Consider the following 26,962-nt stretch of genomic DNA (forward strand, 5'->3'; position numbering starts at 1 on the left):
CAGGCGTTCCACGTGAAACGTCCAGGTTCTGCGTCCTGCAGGCCATCCGGCGGACGAGGTACGCGAGGCACGTATCCTGCTGCCTGGTCGTGCCGGTGATGCGAGGTCCGGCCCTGCGATTAGAGTGGAACGCGGCCCCGAAAGGAGTGGATGTTTCACGTGAAACAGTCCGAGAAGGCATCGTCGAACGAGTCGTTCGGGATGGATACACCCCTCGCGCGAGAAATCGCGGATCTCTCCGCCCGGCGCCGCGCGCTGGAAGGGGTCTCCGTTGAGTTCAGTGGCGACACCCGCATCCTGACGGTGTCGAATCAGAAGGGCGGCGTGGGTAAGACCACCAGCGCCGTGAACATCGCATCCGCGCTGGCGGGACTGGGCGCGAAGGTCCTTGTCATCGACCTCGATCCGCAGGGGAACGCCTCCACGGCCCTCGGGGTGCCCCACAATGCCGACACCCCGAGCGTTTACGACGTCCTCATCGACGAGTTCCCCCTCGCGGAGATCGTGCAGCCGAGCCCGGAGAGTCCGAATCTCTTCTGTGCGCCGAGCACCATCCACCTCGCCGGCGCTGAGATCGAGCTCGTCGCGCAGGTGGCGCGAGAGCACCGCCTCCGTCGGGCTCTGGAGGACTACCTCGCGGACCATCCGGTGGACTTCGTCATCATCGACTGCCCTCCTTCCCTCGGGCTGCTCACGATCAACGCTTTCACCGCCGCGAACGAGGTCTTCATCCCGATCCAGTGCGAGTACTACGCGCTGGAGGGTCTGAGCCAGCTGCTCGGCAGCATCCAGATGATCCAGAAGCACCTCAACCCGGGTCTGCATCTGTCGACCATCCTCCTCACGATGTTCGACGGACGGACGCGGCTGGCCCAGCAGGTGGCGGAGGAAGTGCGGTCCCACTTCCCTTCGCAGGTGCTGGACACCGTGATTCCGCGCTCCGTCCGTGTGTCGGAAGCCCCCAGTTTCGGCCAGACGGTCATCGCCTACGACGGTCAGTCCGCCGGGGCGATCGCGTACCGCGAGGCCGCCGTCGAAATCGCGTCGCGACAGACGCAGAGCAAGGAGAGATAATGGCGAAGCGCACTGGACTCGGCCGCGGTATCGGCGCCCTCATCCCGACGGCGGACCAGACCGAACGTCCCGTCGACGTGTTCTTCCCCGGCGCGAAGATCGCTCCGACCCCCGAGGCTCCCTCCACGAGCGCCGACGCCGCGCCCGAGACCGAACTCGAGGCGGTGCCGGGGATCCACCTGATCCAGGTCGACCCGCAGGCGATCGTCCCCAACCCGCGGCAGCCCCGCACGCACTTCAACCCCGAGGACCTCGCGGAACTCGTGCACAGCGTCCGTGAGTTCGGCGTGCTGCAGCCGGTGGTCGTCCGGAAGAACAACGACGGCGAATACGAGCTCATCATGGGGGAGCGGCGTACGCGGGCTGCCCGCGAGGCCGGACTCGAGGCGATCCCCGCCATCGTCCGCGACACGGCCGACGAGGATCTCCTGCGTGACGCGCTGCTGGAGAACCTCCACCGCTCGGAGCTGAATCCCCTCGAAGAGGCGTCGGCCTACCAGCAGCTCCTCGACGACTTCGGCATCACCCAGGAGGAGCTGGCCACGCGCATCGGGCGCTCCCGTCCCCAGATCAGCAACACCATCCGCCTGCTCAAGCTGCCGGTGCCGGTGCAGCAGCGGGTGGCCGCCGGCGTGCTGACCGCCGGGCACGCCCGCGCGATCCTCAGCGTGGACTCGCCGGAGGCGATGCAGCGTCTGGCGGACAAGGTCGTCAACGAAGACCTGTCCGTTCGCGCGACGGAGGAAGCCGCCAAGTCGCAGCCGTCCGCAGGGAAGACTCCCAAGCCCACGCCGGGTGCGCGGCGGGCCTACCTGGACGAGGTCGCCGGCAAGCTCGGAGACCGGCTCAACACGCGCGTCCGGATCTCGCTCGGTGCCCGAAAAGGCCAGGTCACGATCGATTTTGCATCGATCCAGGATCTGAACCGCATTCTCGAGGAGCTGGGCGAAGAAGGGTACGGCTCCGCGCGGTGACCCCGCCCCTGGTCGGGGCTGGCATAGACTCGCGTCATCTTGACGATGCGAGGGGGATGCCATGTCCAGACCAGCTGATCCAGCCACCATCAAGCGTCGCGTGATCGCCGTCAGTATCGCGGCGGCTCTGGGTGGATTCCTCTTCGGATTCGACACCGCGGTGATCAACGGCGCCGTCGACGCTCTGGCCGGAGACGTCTCCGGATTCGATCTCGGCACGGGCCTCAAGGGCTTCGCGGTGTCGTCGGCCCTGATCGGCTGCGCCGTGGGCGCCTGGTTCGCAGGACCCGTCTCGAACAAGTTCGGTCGCATCCCCGTGATGGTGGTCGCCGCCGCCATGTTCTTCGTCTCGGCGATCGGCTCCGGCCTCGCCTTCAGCGTCGTCGATCTCATCATCTGGCGTGTGATCGGCGGCCTCGGTGTCGGTGCGGCTTCGGTGATCGCACCCGCGTACATCGCGGAGGTGTCGCCGGCAGCGATCCGAGGGCGCCTGGGATCGCTGCAGCAGCTCGCCATCGTCCTCGGCATCTTCGCCGCACTGCTGTCCGACGCCCTGCTCGCGGGCATCGCGGGGGAGGCCGACCAGCCGCTGTGGGGCCTGACCGCGTGGCGATGGATGTTCATGGTCGCGGCCATCCCCGCGCTCGTCTACGGGCTGATGTCGCTCCGGCTGCCAGAATCCCCGCGCTATCTGGTCCGCAAGGGCGAGGTGAAGCGCGCCGCGGAAGTGCTCCAGACCGTCACGGGGACGATCGACACCGAAGCGAAGATCAAGGAGATCACGGGCACGATCGACACGGAGCGCTCGGAGTCGCTGCGGGACCTGCGGGGAAGCCGGCTCGGACTCAAGCCGATCGTCTGGGTCGGCATCCTGCTGTCGGTGTTCCAGCAGTTCGTCGGCATCAATGTCATCTTCTACTACTCCACCACGCTGTGGCAGTCGGTGGGCTTCGACGAATCCAGTGCCCTCCTCACGTCCGTCATCACCTCCGTCACGAACATCGTCGTCACGATCGTCGCGATCCTCCTCGTCGACCGGGTCGGTCGTCGGATCATGCTCCTCGTCGGCTCGGTCGGCATGACGGTGACCCTCGGACTCATGGCGCTCGCCTTCTCGTTCGGCACGCTCGACGCCTCCGGAACCGCGACGCTCCCGGACCCCTGGGCCACCGTCGCCCTCATCTGCGCCAACGGCTTCGTCGTGTTCTTCGGTGCGAGCTGGGGCCCGCTGGTGTGGGTGCTCCTGGGCGAGATCTTCCCGAACTCGATCCGTGCCGGTGCTCTGGCCGTCGCCGCGGCGGCGCAGTGGGTGGCCAACTTCTTCATCTCGACGACGTTCCCCGCATTCGCCGAGATCGGCCTCACCTTCGCGTACGGGTTCTACGCGTTCTTCGCGTTGCTGTCGTTCTTCTTCGTGTTCTTCAAGGTGCCGGAGACCAAGGGCCGCGAGCTCGAAGACATGAGCGAGGATGCGAAGGTGGAGCGCCGACCCCGTCGCGCACGCGCGTAGGCTGGAGGGATGACCGAATCCGTCCCCCGTCGCGCCAGCCTGGAAGTGCTGCGCGCCGAGGCGTCGGACGAACTCGCCGTCCTCGTCCAGGAGCGCCTTCTGGGCGGTGAGGACCCCTGGGAGTTCATGGAGGAGCTGCCCAGCGTCGACGAACTCGTCGTGTACCTGCTCCGTGCGGACAACATCGCGGCGAACGACGGTGTGCGACCCAACGCCGCACGACACTACCGCGTGCTGCGGCAGATCGCCCTCGAGTACCCGGAGCTCACACCGGCCGTCTGGGGGCTTCTGGACGAGAAGCAGCGCCACCGCCGCTGGGATCCCCGCATCGCCGACGCGTCCTGACGACCGATGCTCCTCGTTCCGTATGATCCGTCGTGGCCGCAGCGGTTCGAGGAGTTCGCGACATCGATCCGCGCCGCCGGGGCCGAGGAATGGATCATCGAGCACATCGGCTCGACCGCGATTCCCGGGATGAGCGCGAAGCCGGTCATCGACCTCGCGGTGCGCGTGGAGACAGGGGAGCAGTTCGGCGTCCGGAGCTCCGCACTGGAGGAGGCCGGCTGGCGCATCGGCAGCGGGGTTCGCACGCATCCGGTGATGATCCGGGAGTCGGCGGGGGAGCGCCTCGCCATCGCGCATTTCTTCCCTGTCGCGGAGTGGCATCTCGCGCCCCAGCGTCTGCTGCAGGACTGGCTGCGCGCGCATCCGGCAGACGCGGAGCGATACGAGCGCGCCAAGCACGACGCAGCGCGGGCGGCGGCGGACGGGGTGTCCTCCTACAACGCGGGAAAGACGGCCGTCATCCAGGAGATCGTGAACAGCGCCCGGGCCGCGCGCGGTCTCGAGCCCGTGGACGTGTACGACAAGCGCTGACCGGGCGCAGGCGTCCCCGGGAATGCCAGAAGGACCGCACCCGGAGGTGCGGTCCTTCTCGTGGTCGTGGGGGATCAGCCGAGGAAAGCGGCGAGATCCTGCTCGAGGGCGAACTTCGGCTTGGCGCCGATGATCGTCGTCTTGACCTCTCCGCCCTGGAAGACCTTCATCGCCGGGATCGACGTGATCTGGTACTTCATGGCCAGCTCCGGGTTCTCGTCCACGTTGAGCTTGAGGATGGTGATCTTGTCGGGGTTGTCGGACTGGATCTCGTCCAGCACCGGCGCGACCATACGACACGGACCGCACCACTCGGCCCAGAAGTCCACCAGCACGGGACCATCGGCCTGCAGCACGTCCTGCTCCCAGGTCGCCTGGCTCGTTGCCTTTGCACTCATCAGAGTTCTCCTTGTTCGAGGTTCGCCTGTTGCAACAACGGGCGGGGGGAAAGTGTTCCCGGCCGTTGTCAGGCCGTGATGACCTCAGCGGCCTCGGCCGCAGGGACCTCGACGGAGGAGTCCTCGAGGTCGGCGAGGAAGTGCTCGGCGTCGAGGGCTGCGATCGTGCCCGTCCCGGCAGCCGTGATGGCCTGGCGGTAGGTGGGGTCGATCACGTCGCCGGCGGCGAAGACACCGGGGACCGACGTGCGCGAGGAGCGACCGTCGACCCAGATCGTTCCCTCGGGCGTGAGCTCGAGCTTCTCGTGGACGAGGTGGGTGCGCGGGTCGTTGCCGATGGCGATGAACAGGCCGTCGAGGGGCAGGTCGCGGAGCGAGCCGTCCTCCGTGGAACGCAGCTGCACGCCCGAGACGGCGTTGTCGCCGAGGATCTCCACGACCTCGCTGTTCCACACGAACTCGATCTTCTCGTTCGCGAAGGCACGCTCCTGCATGATCTTCGAGGCGCGGAGGGTGTCCTTGCGGTGGATGACGTACACCTTGTCCGCGAAGCGCGTGAGGAAGGTGGCCTCCTCCATCGCCGAGTCGCCGCCGCCGACGACGGCGATCGTCTTCTGACGGAAGAAGAAGCCGTCGCAGGTGGCGCACCAGGAGACACCGAAGCCGGAGAGACGCTCCTCGCCCTCGATGCCGAGCTTGCGGTAGGCGGAACCCGTCGCGTAGATGATGGTCTTCGCCTCGTGGGTGGCGCCCGAACCGAGGGTGACCTTCTTGACGGGACCGGCGACGTCGAGCTCGGTGACGTCGTCGTAGAGCACCTCGGTGCCGAACTTCTCGGCCTGCTCCTGGAACTTCGCCATGAGCTCGGGGCCCTGGATGCCCTCCGGGAAGCCGGGGTAGTTCTCCACCTCGGTCGTGTTCATGAGCTCTCCGCCGACCTCGACGGAGCTCGCGATGAGGAGCGGCTCCAGGTTCGCGCGCGCCGCGTAGATGGCAGCCGTGAATCCGGCGGGGCCGGAGCCGATGATGATGACCTGACGCATGTGATCTCCGTTAGAAAGGCGGTGCCGTCGAAAGACGTCCGACTGCTTCAACCCATGGTAACCGCGGGACATTCCCGCGTCAGCGGCCGGGCAGGAAGCGGCGGACGAGCCCGCCGGCGGCCTTCAGCTCCGGGGCGCGGAAGACCGCGAGGATCGCGACGTAGACGAGCACCACGACGAGTCCGATGACGGCGGTGCCGAGCGCACCGAGCATCGCGCTGCCCATCATCCAGCCGTCCGCTCCTCCGCTCAGCACGAACACGCCCCAGCCGGCGAGGCCCGCAGGCACCGCAGCCAGACCGAATCGCCCCACGGCGGCCAGCCAGGAGCGCACTCCCAGACCACCGATCTTCCGGTGCAGGAGCCAGACGGCCAGGACGGTCTGCAGGATGCTGGCCACGGACTGCCCCAGGGCGACGGCGGCGGCCAGCAGGGACAGCGGCAGCACCTCGGCCTCGAACAGCGCCCAGGCGAGGAGGGCGGTGGCCACGATGAGCGTGCACTGCACGATCGTGAACCAGAACGGGGTGCGGGTGTCGTCGTAGGCGTAGAAGGTGCGCTGGACGATGAAGAGAACGGTCAGAGGGATCAGGCCGAGCAGGTAGCAGAGCAGGACCAGGGCGGCGGACCTCGCCGCGTCCTCGGCGGTCACGAACTCGGTGTCCTTCGTGAAGACCCGCGAGGCCGGAACGGCGGCGGCGGCCACGGCGGCGACGGCGGCGGCGATGAAGAAGAGGAGCGTGCGGATGCTCCGGGAGATGTCGCTGCGGACCTCGTCGTCCCGGCCACTCGCGGCGTGCTCGCTGATCTGGGTGAAGTAGGGGGTACCGATCGACAGCACGATCACCGAGTAGGGGAGCATGAAGATCAGCCAGGCGTTGGTCGTGACCGTGGCCGAGGCCTCGAGTCCCGCCGCCTCGCTGACGATGAAGCCTTGCAGGGTCCCCGCAGCCAGGCTCACGAACGCCATCAGGAAGGTCCATCCGGCGAGGCGGCCGACCGTGCCGAGCCCGACGCCGCGCCAGCGGAAGTCCGGCTTCAGAGCCAGCCCCGTACGACGCCAGAAGACCAGCAGCACCACGGCCTGCAGGGCGATGCCGAGGGTCGCGGTCCCGCCGAGGAGCGAGATCATCGTCGGCGTCCACTCCGCCGCGCGCGTGGGCACGGGTCCGAAGAGGGCGCCGAGCGCCAGGAACCCGATGATCGAGACGACGTTGTTGACGACCGGCGCCCACGTGAAGGGCCCGAAGATGCGGCGGGCGTTGAGCGCCTCGCCGATCATCGCGTACAGGCCGTACAGCAGGATCTGCGGGAGGCACCAGTACGCCAGCGCCGTGGCGAGGGCCAGTAGCTCCGGGTTCGCACGACCGGCCACGATGTGCACGAGCCACGGTGCGCAGGCCGTGGCGATACCGGTGACCACGACGAGGACGACCGTACCGAGGGTGAAGAGCTTGGAGATGAACGCGTTGCCGCCGTCCGCATCCGCCGTGGCCTTGACGATCTGCGGCACGATGACGGCTGTGAGGATGCCCACCGAGATCAACGAGAAGACGCTGTTGGGCAACTGGTTCGCGTAGGTGAAGGCGTCAGCGGCCTCGGAGGCGACGGAGCCGAGCACACCGACGAGGACGATGCTGCGCAGCAGCCCGGTCACGCGGGAGACCAGGGTGCCCGCGCCGATGATGGCGCTGGCGCGCCCGAGACTAGTCACGCGACTCCTTCGCGGAAGGGGCCTCAGGGCCGTCGAGACGCTCTTGCACCGCGGCCTCCGCCTCCTTCTCCTCGATCAGTTCCTCGACGGCCGCCTCGACCGCCTGCTCCTCGATCGCCTCCCGGCGCTTCCGACGCACCGTGCGGACCACTCCGAGAGCGATGAGGAGCACCGCGAGTCCGCCGAAGACGACGAGGCCGATGGTCTCCCACTCCGCGCGCACCGCGACTCGGATGGTCTGCTCGGACTGGATCGGCACCCCGGTCGGGCTGGTGAGGCTGAGGCGCAGATCGAGTTCGCCGCTGCCGACACGGGCCGACACCGGCACCTTCGCCCGCGTGGTCGAGTTCGCCTGCACGGCGACGTCGATCACGGGCGTCACCTCGAGGCGCGGATCGGTGGGGGCGGCATACAACCGCACCGTCACCGGCCACGGGAGGTCGTTGCGCACGGCGATGGGGAGGTCGGCGTTGGCCGTGAGGAGCTGGATGGTGCTGGAGTCGGGGATGCTGACGGCGCCGAGCGTCTCGGTGGTGCGCGCACGATGTGCCGCTACCTTCTCGGCGAAGGCTTCCGCGGACGATCCGACCGCGATGGTCCGCAGGATCCGGATCCGCTCGGGGCTGAGCAGCACGAGGGGGTCGCTGAGGACGGTGGCGAAGGCTGTGAGGGAGCGCTCGTCGGCGAGGAGATTGGTGAGGTCGGACGCCCGGGTCGCCGCGGCCGTCTCGGGCAGCCTCACCGAGGCGGCGGGAGCCGCGCGCACCGTCGAGAGCTCGAAGCCGATCGAGTCGGCTGCCGAGATCGCGTCGCGGAGGGCGTCCGCGGAGCGGTTCTCGTCGCGCTCCAGGCCGATGAGGATCGGAGCGCCGGGGGCCCGGGCGCCGGCGAGGAAGAGCCGCGCGGCCGCTTCCGCCAACAGCCCCTGGCGGGGAACCGAGGCGGATTCTGTCGCCGCAGCAGACAGTGCGGCCGACGTGGCGGCGTCGGTGACGAGCAGGTCCTGACCGTCCGCTGTCGCATGCGCCGCACTCTTGTCGCCGACGGTCTCGGACGACACGATGGTCGTGGCGGGGCGGCCCAGATAGCCGGTGAACGCCGCGAGGTCGGCCTCTGTGAGGTCGCTCTCCGGCCAGACGATCCCCGGGATCGCGCCTTCGATCTCCGTGAGCTCCTCGTCGGTGGGAAGAGCCGGTCCGTCGGTCGGCGTCGCCGACGGTTCTGCGGTGGTGCCGGGAGTGCTCGTCGGTGTCACGGCTCGCTGCTGGGGGAACGCCGCGGGATCGAGCAGCGAGGTCAGCGGCAGCGGTGCCAGCGCCTCGGGCAGACCGGCCTGCGCCTGCACCGTGAGGTCGGCATCGCCGAACTGCAGGGCGAAACGGGCGTTGGGGAGTTCGTCGAGCCGCTGCAGCCAGTCGGTCGCCGCCGAGGGGGCGGCGGTGCCCAGCGCGCGGATCGACGTGAGGATGGCAGGGTCGACCGCGAGCACCGCCGTCGTCCCGGCCACGCCGTCGAGCTGCGCGGTGAGGTCGCCGTCCGGGGCGGTCAACTCCGTGAGCTCCTCGGCGCTCAGGAGGGCACCACCCGTCGGCGTGGCGGTGATGGGCACGATGACCCCGACGGGGCTCGTGGGGCCGGAGGTGACGACGAGGACGCTCGTCGCGGTGGTGTCCCAGGTCGTGGTGCGCTGCCCCTCACCATCCTTCGTGCCGGCTTCGCTCAGGGCAGCCCGCAGCGGGTACACCCCGGGTTTCAACGGCTTCAGGGTCTCCTGCGGCACGAACACGGTGGTGCCGACGGATCCGCCCGCCTCCGCCGGCTTCGTGGTCTCCTCTCCGAGGGGGAGGAAGGAGCCCGCGGCCTGGCCCTCGTCCAACCATTCGGTGACGGCGTCGTCGTCGGTCAGTGGCGTGCTGCCGAGCTCGATCTCGACGCGGCCCGCGGAGAGCTCCGCCTCGGTGCGGTTGTCGATCGTGACCACGGCCGACGTCGAGGTCCCCGGGGCGACGGTCCCGCGCAGGCCCGCCGTGACATGCAGTTCGACCCGTTGATCGTCGTCGGCGGCTGGCTGGTCGGCCGCCACAGCGGGACCGGCGACGCCGACGGCGAAGACGCCGGCGGCGACCACGAACGCCGCGAGCCGGCGCACGCGCGCGCGGAGGCCCGTCTCGGGAGTGATCGCGGTCATGAAGGTCTTCCTCGAACGCCGGGGAGAGGCGGATCGTGAGTACTGACTCTGCGATTCTAGGAGGCCGGACAGAGGAGAACCCTGAAGACGCGTAGAGTGACGGCCGTGTCCGACACCCCCGCCCCCCGCCCCGACCCGCTCCGCAGCGCCGCGCTCGCCGCTGATCTGGATGCTGCTGACCTCCGATCCGAGCCGCTGCGACAGCTCTGGGGCGAGGAGGCGGACGACGCACTGGGCCGTGGCCTGCGCGAACCCATCCTGCGGGCTATCGCCGGGGACGAGGGCGTGCTCGCGACCCTCGGGCGGCTCCTGGTGCTCGGGCTTCCCCAGCCCCGAGCGGCGGTGGAGCGCGCCCTGCCCACCCTCGGCGTGGACGGTCTGGAGGCGCTGGGCCTGGCGACGGTCGACGCCGACTCCGTGATCCCGGTCGCGCTGCTGCGCCCGCAGTCGTTCGTCGACGAGGACGGTGTCGGGGAGTGGTGGATCGCCAGCGATCTGGACGAGGTCGCCCTCGACGGTCCGCTGCCGGCCGATCACGTCCTCGGCGTGGGCGGGGCCTCGCGCACGCTCGCCGAGACGGTCGTGCCGCTCGCGGTGGATCGTGCGCTCGACCTCGGCACGGGCTGCGGCATCCAGGCGCTCCTCGTCGCGCGGCGGGCCGGCCGGGTCGTCGCCACCGATGTCTCCCACCGCGCGCTCGCCTACGCCGCGTTGAACGCGCAGCTCAACGGGGTCACGAACATCGAGTTCCGCCACGGGAGCATGTTCGAGCCCGTCGCCGGGGAGGCGTTCGACCTCATCGTCTCGAACCCGCCGTTCGTGATCACCCCCCGAACGGAGGGCGTCCCCGCCTACGAGTACCGCGACGGCGGTCTGGTCGGCGACGCGCTGGTCGAGCAGTTCGTGCGCACGGCACCGGCACACCTCACGCCGCGCGGCATCGCCCAGCTTCTCGGCAACTGGGAGTCCCGCACGGGGATCACCGGCCTCGCCCGGCTGGACGCGTGGGTGCCCGCCGACCTCGACCTGTGGGTGGTGGAGCGGGAGGAGCTGTCCCCCCTCGCGTACGCGGAGCTGTGGATCAGGGACGGCGGGATCACGCCGCGCGACGCCGCGTTCACCCCGCTGCTGACCGCGTGGCTCGACGACTTCGCGGCGCGGGGCGTGACCGCGATCGGCTTCGGCTACGTGCTGCTCCGCCGGGGGCAGGGGGAGCCGCTGCGGCGGTCGGAGCGGGTCTCGCAGCCCGTGGCGAACGTGGGGGCGGCGCTCGGTCTCGGCCTCGCGGCCCACGATGCGCTCGCCGGGGGACTGCCGGACACCCTCGTCGTGGCCGCCGACGTCACGGAGGCGCGCCACCTGCTTCCCGGCAACGACGACCCGAGCGTGATCGAGCTGCGTCAGGGCGGCGGATTCGCGCGGACGGTCGCAGTGGATCCTGCGCTCGCCGGATTCGTCGGCGCCTGCGACGGCGAGCTCCAGGTGCTGCAGATCGCCCCCGCCCTCGCCGACCTCTTCGAGGTGCCCTTCCCGCAACTGTGGGCGGAGCTCGAGCCGCGGATCCGGGGACTCGTGCTCGACGGCTTCCTCCTCCCGGGGGAATAGTCCCGGCTTCCATGCGTTCGAATACACCATGAAGGCTTTCGGATTCCTCTCGTTCGGTCACTATGCCGACGTGCCCGGCTCGGCGACCCGCACCGCGGGCGACATGCTGAAGCAGACCATCGAGATCGCGGAGGGCGCGGACGAGCTCGGCGTCAACGGCGCCTATGTCCGCGTGCACCACTGGGCCCGCCAGGCGGCGTCCCCGATGCCGCTGCTGACGGCCATGGCCGCGCGCACCGAGCGGATCGAGGTCGGCACCGGCGTGATCGACATGCGCTACGAGAACCCGTTCCAGTTCGCGGAGGAGGCCGCCGCGCTCGACCTCATCGCCGACGGCCGGATCGCGCTCGGCGTGAGCCGTGGGTCACCCGAGACGGCGCTGCGCGGCTACGAGACCTTCGGCTTCCGCGACGAGGAGGACCCGGAGCGCGGCAGCGTGCTCGCGCGGGAGAAGTTCGAGATCTTCCTGCGGGCCATCGACGGCGAGCGCCTCGCCCCCGGCGACCCCCGGATGGTGGGCGCGGGACAGTACCTCGCGATCGAGCCCCAGTCGCCCACGCTGCGCGACCACATCTGGTGGGGCTCGGGTTCGCGTGCCACGGCCGAGGAGACCGGACGCCAGGGGCTCAACATGATGAGCTCGACGCTCGTGACCGAGGCCACGGGGCAGCCGTTCCACGAGCTGCAGCGCGAGCAGATCGAGCTGTTCCGCTCCGCCTACCGCGAGGCCGGTCACACCGGGTCGCCGCGGGTCTCGGTCAGCCGCAGCGTGTTCCCGCTCGTGTCGGACATGGACCGCGCCTACTTCGGGCTGCGCAGCGAGGAGAACGCCGACCAGATCGGCATCATCGACGGGTTCCGCTCCACGTTCGGCAAGACCTACGCCGCGGAGCCCGATGTGCTCATCGAGCAGCTCCGACAGGACGAGGCGGTCATGGCCGCGGACACCCTCATGCTGACGATCCCGAACCAGCTCGGGCCGGAGTACAACCTCCATGTGCTCGAGGCGTTCGCGGAGCACGTGGCGCCGGCCCTCGGGTGGAAGCCCAACACGGAGGGTCCGGTCCAGGGCGACCCCGTGGCCTGATCCGGCACGGCGGTCCGGCGGATAGTGTCGGATCCATGTCCGCAGGAAGTGCCCCGCTCATCATTCGGCCGTGTCGAGGGGAAGAGGAGTACGCGGCACTCGTCGAGATCTGGCGCAGTGCCGTTCGTGCCACGCATGACTTCCTCGACGAGGCCGACTTCGCCCGGATCGAATCGCATCTCGCGTCCGACTACTTCCCCGCGGTGACCCTCACCGTGGCCGAACAGGACGGGATTCCCGTCGGGTTCGCGGGTGTCCACGACGGCGGGCTGGAGATGCTCTTCGTCTCCGATGCCCTCCGCGGCCGCGGTGTGGGCTCCGTGCTCCTCGCCGAGGTCGTCGCCCATCAGGCCGTGGTCAGGGTCGATGTGAACGAGGACAACCCGGGCGCGCGCGGGTTCTACCGCAGCCGGGGCTTCGTGGAGGTGGCTCGGAGCGCGCTCGACGGCGACGGTCGTCCCTACCCGACCATCCACATGGCGCTTCCGGGAGATCCCGGGGCCTCTTGACAGGGGCCGCGTGACGCCCGACGCTGGGGACGGCGCGCCGACCGGCGCCCGTCCCCACCGCTTCGGAGGCACCATGACCCGCGTGCGCGTCGACCTCAACATCACCCTCGACGGCTTCGCCACGACGACCGATCAGACCCCGGAGAACCCCTTCGGCGAGGACTGGGGACGCCTCACCGCGGCCTACACCGCGACCCGCACCTTCCAGGAGCGCGTCTTCCACGACACGAGCGGCGCGGGCACCACCGGGGTGGACGAGAAGTACGCGGCGCAGTACTTCCAGGGCATCGGCGCCGAGATCATGGGCGCCGGGATGTTCGGGCTCCACGCGAACCCGGACGACCCGGAGTGGCGCGGCTGGTGGGGCGAGGAGCCGCCGTTCGAGGTTCCGGTGTTCGTCCTCACGCACACCGCGCGGCCGCCGATCGAGTTCGCGAACGGCACGAGCTTCCGCTTCCTCTCCGCGACCCCGGAGGAGGCGTTGCGGGAAGCCGTGGCGGTGGCCGGAGGGCGTGACGTGCGCGTCGGCGGCGGGGCGACCACGGTCCGGGAGTTCCTGCGCGCCGGGCTCGTCGACGACCTGCACGTGGGCATCACCCCCATCCTCACCGGCAGCGGCATCCGGCTGTGGGACGACCTGCGTGGCCTCGAGGCCGGCTATCGCGTGACGTCCGAGGTCGCGGAGTCCGGGGTCACCCACGTCACGTTCTTCCGCGAGGGCTGAGTCACCGGCGCGGGGTCGCAGAATCGCACCGAGGTCGCGGGCATTCCCGGAGACTCTGCGACCTCGTGCGGAAGTGCGCTGTCAGAGCGGAGGGCCGAACAGCTCCTCGCCGTGCTCGTGGAGGAGCCGGTACGCGTCGGCGAAGGTCTCCGGTTCCTTCTCGCCCGCCGCGCCGTAGCGGGCGAGGAGGAGCCCGAGCAGCCCCCGGGCGGGAGGCGTGAGCGGCTTGAGGTGATCGGCCTCGTTCGGCTGCGGGGTGCCGTCTTCGGGATTCGGCGGCGTGTACGCGGGTGTGGTGACGGGCCAGTCGGCCGGGTGCCGCGGCTTGTCGAGGTTCACGACGTTGAGCAGCGTGTTGGCCGACTGATCGCGGTCGTTCAGCGGCTCCAGGCCGTGCAGGCGTGACAGCGTGGCCGTGACCGACCCGTGGTGCATCTCGTCGTGGACGATCGTGCCCCGCCGCGTGTACGCCGACACCGCGATCGCCGGGACGCGACAACCGAGCCGGTCGAATGTGAAGCCCATCTCCCCGGCACCGGTGTCCTTCGTGGGTTTCGTGGCCGCGGGCGGAGGCACGTGGTCGTAACAGCCCCCGTGCTCGTCGAAGGTGATGAGCAACAGGGTGTTCACGGCGTTCGAGCCGCCGGGCGTCGCGCTCGTGCGCACGGCCTCGTAGACGTCGTGGATGAGCCGGTCGCCCGCCCGCACATCGGAGATGGCGCTGTCGAACACGGGTTCGCCGTCGACCACGCTCTCCCGCGGCTTCCCGAACGGCGGATGGAAGTCGTTGTGGTCGTAGACCATCCGGGGCTCGATGAACGCGTAGGCCGGGAGGGTGCCGTTCTTCGCGTCGGCGTAGAAGTCCTCCATCGTGCCGAAATGATCCGTGCGCCAGTACTTCTCGAGCACCGCCGCATGCAGCATCCCCGTGAAGGAGACCAGCTGGAGCTCGTCGATGTAGATCCGCCAGCTCACCTTGCGGTCTTCCAGGCGGTTGAACACCGTCGGTGCGGCCGGGGCGTCGAGCCACTTCCGGTAGCCGCCGCCACCCTGATTCGTCACGAAGCCGTGCGAGGTCGAGGCGTGGAAGAAGGAGCGGTTGCAGAAGGTCTGGGAGGGCACTCCGGCGTACCAGTGGTCGAACACGGCGAACTCGGCGGCGAGGGTGGAGAGCACCGGGAGCATCTCCGGCGAGAACGAGCCCATGATGTGCCGCGCTTCGTCCAGGCTCGGCTCCTTCCCGTCGCGCAGTCGGCGGAAGTTGATGATGTAGTCCTCGAGGAAACCGGACATCGTCGCCTTCTCGCCGTGGGTGGGGGCGTTGAAGGGCGTGGTCATCTCGTCGACGAACAGGTCCGCGTTGGTCTTCGGATCGACGGTGCCGAAGATCTGCGTGTTGACGTGCGGGTACTCCTCACCCGGGTCCGGATCGGGGAGGCTCATGATGCGGTCCGTGTCGCCCCGGTAGACGTGCGCCTCCACCACCGTGCCGTCCGGGGCGGTGTTGCTGTGGGTGCCGAATGCGAGACCTTCGAAGGTCTCGCCCGCCGGCAGCGTCTCGGCCGTGTAGAGGTAGCCGAGGAGGTTGTCGAAGGAGCGGTTCTCGCCCATCACCACGACCATGTGATCGAAGCCGGGCTCCGAGCGGGGCGTGAGTGCGGCGAACGGATCCGGGTCATCGGCGAAGCCGTCCCGGCCACCGGCTCCGGCGACGGAGGCTCCGATCGCCGCCCCTCCCGCGCCCCCGATAACCGCTCCCGCCAGGGCGGCACCGCCCACGGCGAAGAATCCGCGCCGTGAGGGGTCGCGGGGAGAGGCATCGGAGGGGGTGTCGTCGTCGACCATGCCGCGATCCTACGGCCGGTCGAGCCCACTCAGCATTCCGGTATCCCAGGAATGTCGCGGAACGGGTCTGGAAGGATCGGGGAGTGCATTCCGCGGTCGTCCCCTCCGAAACCGTCCCGTTCCTGGCTCGCCGCCCCGTGGTGCTCGCCGCCTTCCTCCTCCCGCTGGCACTCGCGATCGTGCTGTTCACGATCGAAACCGGCCCCGTCTTCCTCCTGTGTCTCGCCGCCGTTCTGCCCGCGGCGGCCGTGACGATGTTCGCCGCCCGCTGGATCGCTCCGCGGCGTGCGCGGTCATGGGCGTCGTCCCTGCTCGCCGTGGCCTGGGGCGCCGGTGCCGCCGTGCTCCTCGCGGCCGCGATCGGCGCGTGGTCGTCCGAGCAGGCGATCTATGTCGACGACCAGGGCATCGTGCGTGAGGCGGTCCCCACGATGTGGGTGCTGACGCCCATCGTGGAGGAGATCGGAAAGGGTCTCGGCGTGCTGCTCGTCCTTCTGCTCGCACGACGCCTCGGCCTGCGCGGCGTGCTCTTCGGCGCGATGGTCGGCGCACTGGTCGGCGTGGGCTTCGCAGCCGTGGAGGACGCCTCCGCGATCGCGGCGGAGATCGCGGCGAACGATCCCGGCTCCGGCATCGCGACCTGGATCGTCCGCACCCTGACGTTCCCCACCCATGCCGCGCTCACCATCTGGACCGGGGCGGCGCTCGGTCTCGCTCTCGACGCCCGTCGCGCCTGGACGCGGCCGCTCCTCGCGGTCGCCGGGCTCCTGGTGGCGATCGGCGCCCACGGGGCGATCAACTACGGGAACGTGGCCGGCGCCACCGATCAGGCCTCGTTCTTCACGTCCCTGGGCACGGCCTTCGGCTGGATCGTGGTGTCGACGGTCCTCGCCGTGACCCTCCGTCTCGTGCTGACCCGTCGCCGGGTCTGAGCCGCCCGGACGGGGCACAGCTTCGGAGATCGCGGCCGACACGCGGTCGTGCGAGGCTGTCGCACGACGTGTCGGGGCTGGTCTCCGAAGCTGTGCGCGGGGTGGTTCAGGCGGCGGGGATCCAGAGGACGGCGCCGTCGCGCCAGCCGAGACCGGCCGCGCCCTCGGGGAGCGGGTCCTCGTGCCGCGGACGGACCACGCGGAGGCGGCGCCCGGCGAGCTCGACGATGTAGACGACGTCGGCGCCGCGGTAGACGTGCGCGATCACCTCGACCGGGACGGGGGCACCCGGACCCGCCGCGGGCGACAGATGCAGATCCTCCTGCCGGAGCACGACCTCGCCCGAGCCGTCCGGCCCGGCGCCCGTGAGCGGGACCTGCACGGCGGTGCCGTCGAGGGTCGCGATCGCGCCGGAGCGCGTGGCGGGAAGGAGGTTCGCGGCACCGATGAAGTCGGCGGCGAAGGTGGTGAGCGGGGCGCTGTACAGCTCCGCCGGCGCGCCCTCCTGTTCGATGATCCCGCCGTTCATGAGCACGATGCGGTCGGAGAGGCTCATCGCCTCCTCCTGGTCGTGCGTGACGAACACCGTCGTGAGACCGAGCGTGCGGTGCAGTTCCTTGAGCTCGACCTGCATGTCCTCGCGCAGACGCGCATCGAGGTTCGACAGCGGCTCGTCGAGCAGGAGCACGCGCGGCTCGAACGCGATGGCGCGGGCCAGGGCGACGCGCTGCTGCTGTCCGCCGGAGAGCTGCGCGGGCATGCGATCGGCGAGGTGGCCCATCTGCACACGCTCCAGCGCCCGGACGGCGAGCTCCTTCTGCTCGGCCTTCGACTTCTCGCCCGACATCCGCAGCCCGAAGCGCACGTTCTCGGCGACGCTCATGTGCGGGAAGAGCGCGTAGCTCTGGAACATCATGCCGAGGTGACGCTTCTCGGGCGGCAGCTTCGTGACGTCCTGCCCCGCGATCTCGATCGTGCCGCTCGTGGGCGACTCGAGCCCGGCGATGCAGCGGAGGAGCGTCGTCTTCCCGCAGCCCGACGGGCCCAGGAGCGAGACGAACTCGCCGGACCGCATCGAGAGGTCGATGCCCTTGAGCACCTTCGTCCCCTTGAAGTCCTTGGTGAGTGCAGTGATGGTGAGCGTTGTCATCAGACGAACAACCTTCCCAGGCCGATGATGCGTTCGAGGACGATCATGAGGACGACGGTGAGCAGGACCATCAGGGTCGAGACGGCGGCCACGGTGGGCGACGTGCTGAACTCCAGCTGGCCGTAGATGGCGATGGGCAGGGTCTCCAGCTGCGGGGTGCGCAGGAAGAGGGCGATGACCGCATCGTCGAACGAGATGTTGAAGGCGAAGAACGCTCCGGCCGCGATGCCGGGGCGGGCGATGGGCAGCACCACGAGGCGGTAGCGGTTCCAGGTGCCGGCGCCGAGGGTGCGCGCGGCCTCCTCGGTGAAGTGGTCGGCACGGGTCATCACGCCGGTCACGGTGCGCATGACGTAGGGGATCGCGATGACGACATGGATCGCGATGAGCACGCCCACATTCGGGGAGCCGATCGTGAGCGAGGCGATGGAGAGGGCGCCGATCGCGAGGATGATCGTGGGGATCGTCAGCGGCGACATCAGCAGCGCCTGGATCGCCGCGCCTCCCGGAACGCGGAACCGCGTCAGCGCGAGGGCGGCCGCGGTGCCGATGGAGGCGGCGAGGATCGCGACCGACACACCCACCACGAGGCTCAGGCGGAACGGCTCCAGGTAGGTGTCGGAGGTGAGGGCCTCCACGTACCAGTCGAGCGTGAAGCCCTGTCCGGGGAACGTGAGGAAGCGGTTCTCTCCCACCGAGGCACCGGCGACGACGAGCAACGGGACGAGCATGTAGAGCGTCACGATGATGCCGAGGAGGATGGCGAGGATACGGCCGAGGATCGGGACGGAACGGACCATGGTCACACCTTCTGCTTCCCGAGCCGGGACGTGGCCGCGAGCACGAGCATCACGCCCGCGAACAGCAGCACGGCCTGCGCCGCCGCGAACGCCCAGTCGAGGTTGGTGGTCGCGTCGACGTAGATCGTCTGCGCGAACACGGGGATCTGCGAGCCGCCGATGAAGCGGGGGGTGATGAAGGAGCTCACCGAGAGCACGAACACCAGGGAGGCGCCGGCGACGATGCCGGGCACCGACAGCGGCAGCACGACGTGCCGTAGCGTGCGCCAGAATCCGGCGCCGAGGGTGCGGGAGGCCTCCTCCAGCTGCGGACGGATGCCGGAGATGACGCCGAGGATGCTGAGCACGGCGAACGGCAGCAGCACCTGCACCATCGCGATCACGACGCCGGTCTCGGTACCGAGGAATCCCTGCGTGCCGCCGACGAGGAACTCTGCGCCGGGGATCTGCATCATCAGGCCGGACGGCCCCATGAGCACCACCCAGCCGAAGGTGCGGACGACGACGCTCGTCATCAGCGGCAGGATCACCACGATGAGGAGGAAGGAGCGCACCTTCGAGCCGGCGCGCGCCATGATGTACGACAGCGGGACGGCGATGACGAGGGTGATCACCGTCTGGATCACCCCCAGGCGGAGCGATCGCAGCGCCGCCTGGAGGTGATACTCGCTCGCGAACAAGCGAGTGAAGTTGTCGAGGGTGAACCCGCCTGCCGGCGATTGCACGCTCATGAGCAGCATGCCGGACACCGGGGTGACGAAGGCGAGCGCGAGCAGCACGATCGCCGGCAGGAGCAGGAGCCAGGGCTCCTTACGGGTTCGGACGCTCATTTGGTGATCAGCGCATTCCACTCATCGGTCCACGCCTGACGCGACGCGGCGATGTCTCCCGGGGCGTAGACCACGACGTCGTCGAGCTCGTCGCCGGTGAGCACGGCCTCGGCCGCCTCGTCCGACAGCTCGGCCTTCGTGTTGACGGGGGAGTAGCGCATGTTCTCCGCGAAGACGGCCTGCGCTTCGGGGCGCAGCTCGTAGTCGATGAAGAGCGTCGCCAGCTCGGGGTTGTCCCGGCCCTCGACGACGTTCGCCGTGATGAGCGACACGGTGGCGCCCTCCTCCGGGACGATGAACTCGACGGGGAGACCCGCGTCCTGCAGGGTGCCTGCGTAGTCCATCGCGTACGGGGCCAGCCAGGTGCCGCGCTGGGCGAAGGCGGTCTGCAGGTCCGGCGAGGTGGGGACGACGATCGCGTCGCCCGAGGACGCCAGCGCTCCGAGGTCGGCGATGGCCGCGGACGGGTCCTCGATGCCACCCCCGAGCGCATCGGCCACCCGGAGCATCGACAGCACCCCGTAGGTGTTCGAGAAGTCCGTCAGGGCGACGTGACCGGCGTAGGCGTCGTCGAAGAGGTCTTCCCAGGACGTCGGCGCCGGGGCGTCGGCCTCGGTGTTGTAGACGAGCCCGATGGGCGCGAGCTGGATGACCGGACCCTCGCCGCGCTCGAGGCCGGCGGTCGCGATGTCGATGAGGTCTCCCGACGCAGACAGGTCGTCGGCGGCGATCGGGGCGATGAGGCCCTGCTCCGCGGCGGTGAACTCCTGTCCGCCGGAGAAGTGCACGACATCGATCTGCGGGCTCGCCTTCTGGGCGGTGACCTGGGCGAGGGCATCGGCGCTGTACAGGGTGATCAGCTCGACCTTCGCTCCGGTCTCCTCCTCGAACGGGTCGACGACGGCCTCGATGAAGGCCTTCTCCCAGTCTCCGCCGAACGACGTGACGACCAGGGTCTCGCCGGCGAACTCCTTGTCACCACCGGACGAGGACTCGCCGTCGCCGGACGCGCAGCCGGCGAGGACGAGGGCACCGGTGGCGACGAGCGCGCCGGCGGTGAGGATTCTGCGGGTGTTCATGCACTGCTCCTTCGGGATGGGTCCAGCACGGGGGGTGGACGCCTAGACCAGGCGTCCGATGGTGAGCTGCTTCGCTCCGTCGATGCGGATCGCGGCGCTCTCCTGAGCGAACTCCGCGAGTCCTTCGGTGATGCCGGCCCAGATGTTGACGGGTGTCCATCCGAGGGGGCCGAGAATACGGGCACCACGATCGTAGAAGACTCCGATCTCGTACCACTCGAACGGCAGTCCGCCCATCTGCATGGGGCGCTGCCAGTACCACTGCAGGTCACCCGGTGCGGGCACGACCTGCTGGTTCTCCGCGGGCACGGCCTCGGGGTCGAAGTTCTGGGCCTCCTCGGGAAGGCCGACCATGACCTCGGGTCCGGCGTACATCGCGTGCATGGCCTGCATGGTGACCGGCTTCTCCAGCGCGCCCCACATCGCCTCGCACGTGCGAGGGGCGAGGTCCTCGAACAGGGTGGCGACGGCGCGGACGCCGTTCTCGTACTCGAGGAAGACCTGCTTGGTCATCGTGTTCCTTTCTGGCCAGCGGACGGTTCCGCTGCGCGTTCACGGGCGGCCGCGACGAACGCCGCGAACAGCGGGCGCTCCTCGGCGGCCTCTTCGGGGGCTGTCATCTTCTCGGGGTGCCACTGCACCGCCCAGAAGGCCCAGTCGTCGTCCGCCTCGACGGCTTCGACGATGCCGTCGGGAGCCCAGGCGACGGGGCGCAGCCCGGGGGCCGGGGTGTCGACGGACTGGTGATGGATGGTGTTGACGGTCCTCGTCGTCGTCCCGTAGAGCGCGGCGAGCCTGCTGTCCTCCGCGAACGCGACGGCGTGCCGGGCGGAGAGCTGCTCGTCTGCTCCTCGCACCGGGTGATGGTCGGCCGTGGCGGGGATGTCGACGATGAGGGAGCCGCCGAACGCGACGGTGCAGACCTGGAGCCCGCGGCAGATCGCCAGCACCGGCAGGCCTCGTTCCCGGGCGCCGAGGGCGAGCGCGATCTCGTAGCCGTCGCGGGCCGAGTCGTACGACTTCCCGTCCTGGGTCTCGGCGCCGTAGTGCGAGGGGTGCAGATCCTCCCCGCCGGAGAGCACCAGTCCGTCGAGCCGATCGAGGACCTCGTCGACACCGGCGGTCGGCGGCAGCAGCACGACGGCGCCGCCGGCGGCCTCGATCGGCGTGGCGTATTCGGTGCCGAGGCTGTGCGCGGGGCGGCCCGTGCCGAGGTCGGTGTCGATGGCGCGGCGCCAGGTGGTGATGCCGATGAGTGGGCGGGTCACGACAGCTCGATCCACGTGGTCTTCAGGTCGGTGAACTTCTCCATCGCGTGCAGACTCTTGTCGCGTCCGAAGCCGGAGCCCTTGACCCCGCCGAAGGGGATGGTCATGTCGCCCTCCTCGAAGCAGTTGACCCAGACGACACCCGCCCGCAGCCGCCGGGAGAGGGTGTGCACGGCGTTGAGGTCGGTGCTCCACAGCGCGGCGGCGAGGCCGTACTCGGTGCCGTTGGCGATGTCGAGGGCGTCGTCGACGTCGTCGTACGCGATGACCGACAGCACGGGGCCGAAGACCTCGCGTTGCGCCACCTCGTGCGCGGGGGTCACGCCGAGCACGACCGGGGCGAAGTAGCTGCCGCCGTCGACGGCGGAGAACCGCTCGGCGCTCCCGGCCGCGAGCTCGGCGCCCTCGGCCTCCGCGCGCTCGACGAACCCGGCGATCCCGGCGAGCTGCTTCTCGCTGACGATCGCCCCCATCGACGTGGACACGTCGAACGGGTCTGCGGGAAGGCTCGTGCGGGCGACCTCGGCGGCGATCTCCAGGGCCCTGTCGTACTGCGCGCGGGGGACGAGCAGCCGGGACGAGGCCGTGCACATCTGCCCCTGGTTGTAGAAGCAGCCGTCGGCCGTGGCCCGGACCGCCCGCTCCAGATCGGCGTCCGGCAGCACGAGGCTCGCCGTCTTGCCGCCGAGCTCCGGCCACACGCGCTTGCCGTTCGACGCGGCGGCGTAGCCGAGGAACCGGCGGCCGACCTCGGGCGAGCCGGTGAACGTGACGACGTCGACGTCAGGGTGCTCGCCGAGTGCGCGGCCGGCGACCTGGCCGGCGCCGGGGGTGACGTTCAGCACGCCGGCCGGGATGCCGGCCTCGTGGGCGAGCTCGGCCAGGCGCAGGGCCGAGAAGGTGGTGTGCTCGGCGGGTTTGAGGACGACGCTGTTGCCGACGGCGAGAGCGGGGGCGAGCTTCCAGGCCGTCATCGTGAGCGGGAAGTTCCACGGCACGACCGCGGCGACGACGCCGGCCGGCTCGCGGGTGACGAGCGCGAGGCTGTTCGGGGCGGTGACGGGGAGCTCGTCGAGCACCTTGTCTGCGGCCTCGCCGTACCACCGGAAGCAGTTCACGACCGCGCGGAGTTCGGTCTGCAGCGCCTCGCGCACGGGCTTGCCCATCTCGAGGGAGATGGTGAGGGCGAGTTCTTCGGCGTTGTCGTGGATCTTCTGCGCGAAGGCGATCAGCAGCTGGCCGCGTTCGCGGGGGGCGATGCGCGACCAGACGCCCGCGTCGAACGCGGCACGGGCGGAGCGGACCGCGCGGTCGATGTCGGCGGCGGAGGCGGCCGCGATCGGGGGCAGAGCCCGGCCGTCCCGGGGGCTGATCGGTGCGAGGGGCTCGGCGGTCCCGTCCTCCCAGGAGCCGTCGATGAACATGCGGGTGTGCAGCGACAGTGCCGCCGCGCGGTCCGCCCAGTCGTCTCCAGTTGCCGTGAACACGATCGTCCTCTCCAGGGGTGAAGGCCCTGGAAGGGATACTCGCTCTATTTCGCCATCACGTCAAGGCAATGCGAACGATCTCGCCATTTCTTTACACGTCCGTAACAGAATCGGCCTACAAGCGGATGGCTCCCGTCGGCATGTCCTGAGCCAGCGCCGCCGGCGCCTCGTCCACGATCAGCGACCCGCGCAGCACCGGAGTGATGACGACGAGCGACTCCACGACCTCCAGCCCGTCGTGGCCAGCGACCGCGGGACCGGTGAGGAACTCGTAGAACTCGTCCGCGTCGCGCACGAGCACGTTCATGAGGAGCTGCGACGTGCCCGTCGTCGCGACGATGAACTTCACCTCGGGGGCGGCGGCGAGGGCGGATCCCACCTTCTCCAGCCGACCCATCGGCACCCGCAGCCACACGAGTGCCTCCAGCCCGAGGCCGAAGAGGCTCGGGACGATCTCCGTGCGGGGGTGCATGAGCCCGCGGCGGTTGAGGGATTCCATCCGTCGACGCGTCGTGGTGACGTTCAGTCCGAGCGCGCGGGCGAGCTGCGCCACGGGCATCCGTCCGTCCTTCAGCAGGAGCCGGATCAGCGCTTCCTCGTCCTCGCTCAAGGCGTCCGCCGGGTCGACCTCGGATCCCGAGGACTCGTCCAGCATGCGCACCTGTTCGTCGGACAGCACCCCCACCCGCCAGTCGTGCCCGGAGCGGAAGAACTTCAGCACCGTGGTGACGTTGATCGACGCGATGCCCTCCACCTCGGGGAAGTCGGTGAAGAGCAGCTCGCGGATCGATGCGTCGTCGTGCGGGAGGAGCATGCCGGCGATGTCGCTGCTGCCCTCGAGGACCGACACGGACGACGCATCGGCACGACGGGCGAGGGTGCGGGCGACGTGCCAGAGCGCATGCGGTTCGGTCGTTATCCGGAACAGGACGGCGCGCGCATGGAGCACGCGCGCGGGGTCGACGTAGGTCGAGACGCGCACGAGCCCGCGGTCCAGGAGACGCTGTCCGCGGCGGGCGACCGTCCGCTCCGGAAGGTCGACCACGCGGGCGATCTCGCCCCAGGACGCGCGGCCGTTCACCTGCAGGGCCGCCGCGACGATCCGATCGGTCTCATCGGCCAGGGCATCGTTCGCGGGCACGGGTTCTCCTTCGCGGGTCGGGCACGTGAAGGTTATCCCAGACCCGGAAGGGACCGGTGCATGGTCCGAGGCGAGAGCCGGGGGAGACGGCACGGGCGCCGCCGGAGGACCGGTGGCGCCCGTGGAGGGACAGACGACCGGGTTACCCGGCTTCCGTCGTCTCGACCACCGCTGTCGCACGGCGGCGACGCAGGGCGAACAGGCCGAGGCCGGCGGCGAGCAGCACGATGGCCCCGATGACGAACGGCATGCTGTCGGCACCGGTCGTCGCGAGGTCGCCGTCGGTCGCGCCACCCGAGTCGCTCTCACCGGGGACGACCGCTCCGCCCCCGGCCGCCGCGGTCACGGTGAGGGAGGCCGTCACCTCCGTGCCGTCGGGGAGGATCACGGCGAGGGTGTGCGTGCCGGCCGGGGTGCCGGCGGGGATGGTGACGGTGCGCGAGAACGTGCCGTCGGTCGCGACCGTGACCGTACCGAGCGAGACCGGATCGGATCGCAGCTCGAGCGCGAGTTCGGCGCCGGCCGCGAAGCCGCTTCCCGACACCGCGAGCGTGCCGCCGGCCGCAACCGAGGACGCGCCCAGCTCGACCGTCGCGGGCTTCTCCGGCTCCGGCTCCTCCGTGACCGGCGGGGTGACACCGGCCTCGGTGACCCACTTCTCACCGGCGTCGGACTTCGTCACGGTGAACGTGTCGTAGACGGCGCCGACGGGGAGGTCGGTCGTGGCGTCCGGCTGCTTCTCGGCGAGGTACGACCGGTAGACGAGCTGGTTCTTCAGGACGTCGATCACCTGGTACGTCGTCACGCCCTGACCGCGCAGCACTTGGGTGGCGCCGTTGTTGGTCCAGACGTTCTTCTCCGGGGTCTCCAGGTCGTAATGCTTCGCGCCGGAGTTCGACACGACGTAGACCGGGCCCGTCGTGAGACCGGGGGTCTCGGTCGCATCCGTGTTCACGTAGCCGCGGGCGTACGTGTGGTCGTGGCCCATGAGCACGAGGTCGATGTCGTTGCGCTGGAAGACGGGCAGCCACTCGGCGCGGAGCACCGGCTCGTCACGACCGGCCGAGGCCGAGAAGACCGGCTGGTGGAACGTGACGACGTTCCACTTCGACGGGCTGTTCTGCAGCAGCAGGTCGAGCCAGGCGGCCTGGAAGCGCGTCCACAGGGTGCCGATCTGCGACGACGGGCACTCCGCGCCCGTGCAGGACGGGAGCCCCGCCGGGGTGAGGAAGGTCGTGTCGCGGGTTGCGTTCAGGGTGATGAAACGGACGCCCTGGTAGTCGGTGTAGTACGCGGTCTCGGCTGCGAACGAGCTCCAGTGGTCGAAGAACGCGCGGTACTGCTGCGCGACCTCGGAGTCGCCCTTCGCGAGGTTCGCGAGTTCGCCGATGGAGCTCGTCGACGGGTTGTTGTGCGGGTACTCGAACGCGGCCTTCCAGGCCGTGAGCAGCTTGTCGCCGGAGTACTCGTGGTTGCCGGGGGCGGCCATGACGTTGGTGCGGACCGCCGAGTCCTTCATGCCCTTGAACCAGTTGACCCACTCGTTCTCGTTGCTGGAGGTGTTGATCAGGTCGCCCGCGTGGACGGAGCCGATCGAGCGAGGAGCCTGCGCCTCGGCCTGCTTCACGACGCTCGGCCAGGTGGTGTCGAGACCGATCTGGGCGTCGCCGTAGTAGATGAACTGGAAGTCGCTCGCGTTCGGGTCCGCCGTGCGGAACTCGTACCAGTCGCTCCAGCTCCCGGGGAGACCCACCCGGTAGCGGTAGGCGGTGGCGGGGGCGAGGTCGGTGACCGTGACCGAGAAGTGCTTGTTCGGGTTGCCGTTCACCACACCGGCGTCGTATGCGTCGACCGTGCGGGTGGCACCACCGGTCGCGAGGCCGATCTCGACCTGGCCGACCGTGTGCGAGGCGTCGCCGGCGAGCCAGGAGAACGACTGCGACACCTCCGGCTTCTCGGTCGGGGTGAGGATGACGCGGGTCGGCGCGGCGACCACGGGCGTGCCGGGGTCGGAGGCCTTCACGAGGGTGAGCGATGACATGTCGAAGTAGATGTCGGAGCTCGACGCGCGGTCCTGGAACAGCGACACGGCGATCGTGTTCGTGCCGTCGCGGAGCAGGTCGCCCTCGGCGCTGAACGTGCTGGTGAGCGGGTCGCCGTTGGAGTCGCCGGCGTACTCGACGTTTGTCGTGTCGGTGATCCGGCCGTCGACGTAGCGGGCCACCTCTTCGCCGTTGATCCACACGATGAGCGCGTCGTCGAAGGTGACGGTGCTCTGCAGGGCGGCGACCTGGTCGGCGACCCCGGCCTCCAACTCGAATGTCGTGCGGAAGAAGTACGTCGGCACCGTCGGCGCCGCCGAGCCGTCGAGGTAGTGGTTGAGGAGCGTCTTCGGGGTGTGCGGCCCGACGGGGGCGAGCGCCCCGCTCTTGGCGCCGAACGAGCCGGGTGCGGTCTTCCACGCGCTGTCATCGTAGGCGGGCAGGGTCCAGTCGCGCAGCGCGGCCGGGGCGGGGGACGGGTCGGAGCCGTCGTCGAGGTAGTGCCAGGGCGTGTCGCCGGTGACGAGCGATCCGGTCGGCACCTCGGGGTCGGGCGCGGCGAGGGCCGCGGGGGCGACGACGGCGCCGCCGAGCACGGCGAGCAGCGCGACGGACGTCAGTCCGCGACGCCGCCACCGCACCGCAGGGGTGGGGGAGGTCATGTCTGTCCTTCGTGGGTGGGTGTC

Annotated in this window: 24 protein-coding genes; 10 read left to right on the top strand and 14 right to left on the bottom strand. The window is 69.9% G+C overall.

The window, feature by feature from the left end:
* Positions 1-150 precede the first annotated feature (150 nt).
* The 5 genes from KVS71_RS02195 (at position 151) to KVS71_RS02215 (ending at position 4,434) form a co-directional block, all read left to right on the top strand.
* Positions 151-1,074 (top strand): ParA family protein, encoded by a 924-nt coding sequence (locus tag KVS71_RS02195; protein WP_105950712.1) that lies wholly within the window; start codon positions 151-153, stop codon positions 1,072-1,074.
* Entirely contained in the window at positions 1,074-2,048 is a 975-nt protein-coding gene (locus KVS71_RS02200; RefSeq protein ID WP_060921333.1) for a ParB/RepB/Spo0J family partition protein, read from the top strand. The genes KVS71_RS02195 and KVS71_RS02200 overlap by 1 nt, the downstream gene beginning before the upstream one ends.
* Before the next feature lie 61 nt (positions 2,049-2,109).
* Positions 2,110-3,558: a sugar porter family MFS transporter gene (locus KVS71_RS02205; protein WP_217583417.1), complete on the top strand. Its 1,449-nt coding sequence runs from the start codon at positions 2,110-2,112 to the stop codon at positions 3,556-3,558.
* A 9-nt stretch (positions 3,559-3,567) separates the two neighbouring features.
* Positions 3,568-3,903, top strand: coding sequence for a hypothetical protein (locus KVS71_RS02210; RefSeq protein WP_025102860.1), 336 nt, complete (start codon positions 3,568-3,570; stop codon positions 3,901-3,903).
* Positions 3,904-3,909: 6 nt separating this feature from the next.
* The gene (locus KVS71_RS02215; RefSeq protein WP_217583419.1) at positions 3,910-4,434 is read left to right on the top strand and encodes a GrpB family protein; all 525 of its coding nucleotides are present in this window, start codon (positions 3,910-3,912) and stop codon (positions 4,432-4,434) included.
* Between the two features lie 74 nt (positions 4,435-4,508).
* Here the strand turns inward: KVS71_RS02215 and trxA are convergent, their stop codons facing one another.
* The 4 genes from trxA to KVS71_RS02235 form a co-directional block, all read right to left on the bottom strand.
* Positions 4,509-4,832 (bottom strand): thioredoxin, encoded by a 324-nt coding sequence (gene trxA / locus KVS71_RS02220; RefSeq protein WP_025102859.1) that lies wholly within the window; start codon positions 4,830-4,832, stop codon positions 4,509-4,511.
* Between the two features lie 68 nt (positions 4,833-4,900).
* Positions 4,901-5,875, bottom strand: a complete 975-nt coding sequence (gene trxB / locus KVS71_RS02225) for a thioredoxin-disulfide reductase (RefSeq protein ID WP_025102858.1) — start codon at positions 5,873-5,875, stop codon at positions 4,901-4,903.
* Positions 5,876-5,954: 79 nt separating this feature from the next.
* Positions 5,955-7,589, bottom strand: coding sequence for a murein biosynthesis integral membrane protein MurJ (murJ, locus tag KVS71_RS02230; RefSeq protein ID WP_217583436.1), 1,635 nt, complete (start codon positions 7,587-7,589; stop codon positions 5,955-5,957).
* On the bottom strand, positions 7,582-9,777 hold the full coding sequence (locus KVS71_RS02235) for a DUF6049 family protein (protein WP_217583438.1): 2,196 nt from the start codon (positions 9,775-9,777) through the stop codon (positions 7,582-7,584). The genes murJ and KVS71_RS02235 overlap by 8 nt, the downstream gene beginning before the upstream one ends.
* Before the next feature lie 105 nt (positions 9,778-9,882).
* On the opposite strand from KVS71_RS02235, the gene KVS71_RS02240 reads away from it, so the two are divergent.
* From KVS71_RS02240 to KVS71_RS02255, 4 genes are all read left to right on the top strand, one after another.
* Positions 9,883-11,382 carry a class I SAM-dependent methyltransferase gene (locus KVS71_RS02240; RefSeq protein WP_368874532.1) on the top strand — a complete coding sequence of 500 codons (1,500 nt, stop codon included), beginning with the start codon at positions 9,883-9,885 and terminating at the stop codon, positions 11,380-11,382.
* A 28-nt stretch (positions 11,383-11,410) separates the two neighbouring features.
* On the top strand, positions 11,411-12,469 hold the full coding sequence (locus tag KVS71_RS02245; protein ID WP_060921339.1) for an LLM class flavin-dependent oxidoreductase: 1,059 nt from the start codon (positions 11,411-11,413) through the stop codon (positions 12,467-12,469).
* Positions 12,470-12,504: 35 nt separating this feature from the next.
* A complete protein-coding gene (locus KVS71_RS02250; protein ID WP_217583456.1) occupies positions 12,505-12,978 on the top strand; it encodes a GNAT family N-acetyltransferase in 474 nt (157 codons plus the stop codon).
* Positions 12,979-13,051: 73 nt separating this feature from the next.
* A complete protein-coding gene (locus tag KVS71_RS02255; RefSeq protein ID WP_217583458.1) occupies positions 13,052-13,702 on the top strand; it encodes a dihydrofolate reductase family protein in 651 nt (216 codons plus the stop codon).
* 81 nt (positions 13,703-13,783) lie between these two features.
* On the opposite strand, the gene KVS71_RS02260 is transcribed toward KVS71_RS02255, so the two are convergent.
* A complete protein-coding gene (locus KVS71_RS02260; protein WP_217583460.1) occupies positions 13,784-15,547 on the bottom strand; it encodes an alkaline phosphatase family protein in 1,764 nt (587 codons plus the stop codon).
* 83 nt (positions 15,548-15,630) lie between these two features.
* Here KVS71_RS02260 and KVS71_RS02265 point away from each other — a divergent pair, with 83 nt between their 5' ends.
* Positions 15,631-16,479: a PrsW family glutamic-type intramembrane protease gene (locus KVS71_RS02265; RefSeq protein WP_217583462.1), complete on the top strand. Its 849-nt coding sequence runs from the start codon at positions 15,631-15,633 to the stop codon at positions 16,477-16,479.
* Positions 16,480-16,585: 106 nt separating this feature from the next.
* On the opposite strand, the gene KVS71_RS02270 is transcribed toward KVS71_RS02265, so the two are convergent.
* The 9 genes from KVS71_RS02270 to KVS71_RS02310 all read right to left on the bottom strand — a co-directional run bounded on the left by KVS71_RS02270 (position 16,586) and on the right by KVS71_RS02310 (position 26,938).
* Positions 16,586-17,629: an ABC transporter ATP-binding protein gene (locus tag KVS71_RS02270; RefSeq protein ID WP_105950703.1), complete on the bottom strand. Its 1,044-nt coding sequence runs from the start codon at positions 17,627-17,629 to the stop codon at positions 16,586-16,588.
* Entirely contained in the window at positions 17,629-18,429 is an 801-nt protein-coding gene (locus KVS71_RS02275; RefSeq protein WP_234024182.1) for an ABC transporter permease, read from the bottom strand. The genes KVS71_RS02270 and KVS71_RS02275 overlap by 1 nt, the downstream gene beginning before the upstream one ends.
* 2 nt (positions 18,430-18,431) lie before the next feature.
* Positions 18,432-19,259, bottom strand: coding sequence for an ABC transporter permease (locus KVS71_RS02280; protein WP_217583464.1), 828 nt, complete (start codon positions 19,257-19,259; stop codon positions 18,432-18,434).
* Positions 19,256-20,338: an ABC transporter substrate-binding protein gene (locus KVS71_RS02285; protein WP_217583466.1), complete on the bottom strand. Its 1,083-nt coding sequence runs from the start codon at positions 20,336-20,338 to the stop codon at positions 19,256-19,258. The genes KVS71_RS02280 and KVS71_RS02285 overlap by 4 nt, the downstream gene beginning before the upstream one ends.
* A 42-nt stretch (positions 20,339-20,380) precedes the next feature.
* A complete protein-coding gene (locus KVS71_RS02290) occupies positions 20,381-20,851 on the bottom strand; it encodes a DUF3830 family protein (protein WP_025102846.1) in 471 nt (156 codons plus the stop codon).
* Positions 20,848-21,606, bottom strand: coding sequence for a gamma-glutamyl-gamma-aminobutyrate hydrolase family protein (locus KVS71_RS02295; RefSeq protein WP_217583468.1), 759 nt, complete (start codon positions 21,604-21,606; stop codon positions 20,848-20,850). The genes KVS71_RS02290 and KVS71_RS02295 overlap by 4 nt, the downstream gene beginning before the upstream one ends.
* Positions 21,603-23,093: an aldehyde dehydrogenase family protein gene (locus KVS71_RS02300; RefSeq protein ID WP_217583470.1), complete on the bottom strand. Its 1,491-nt coding sequence runs from the start codon at positions 23,091-23,093 to the stop codon at positions 21,603-21,605. Before KVS71_RS02300 ends, KVS71_RS02295 begins: the two co-directional genes overlap by 4 nt.
* Positions 23,094-23,208: 115 nt before the next feature.
* Positions 23,209-24,234, bottom strand: coding sequence for an Lrp/AsnC family transcriptional regulator (locus tag KVS71_RS02305; protein ID WP_217583478.1), 1,026 nt, complete (start codon positions 24,232-24,234; stop codon positions 23,209-23,211).
* 142 nt (positions 24,235-24,376) lie between these two features.
* Complete coding sequence (locus KVS71_RS02310; protein ID WP_217583480.1) at positions 24,377-26,938, bottom strand: metallophosphoesterase family protein; 2,562 nt, start codon at positions 26,936-26,938, stop codon at positions 24,377-24,379.
* Positions 26,939-26,962 lie beyond the last annotated feature (24 nt).

The organism is Microbacterium sp. GbtcB4 (assembly GCF_019091465.1).
Lineage (GTDB): Bacteria > Actinomycetota > Actinomycetes > Actinomycetales > Microbacteriaceae > Microbacterium > Microbacterium paraoxydans.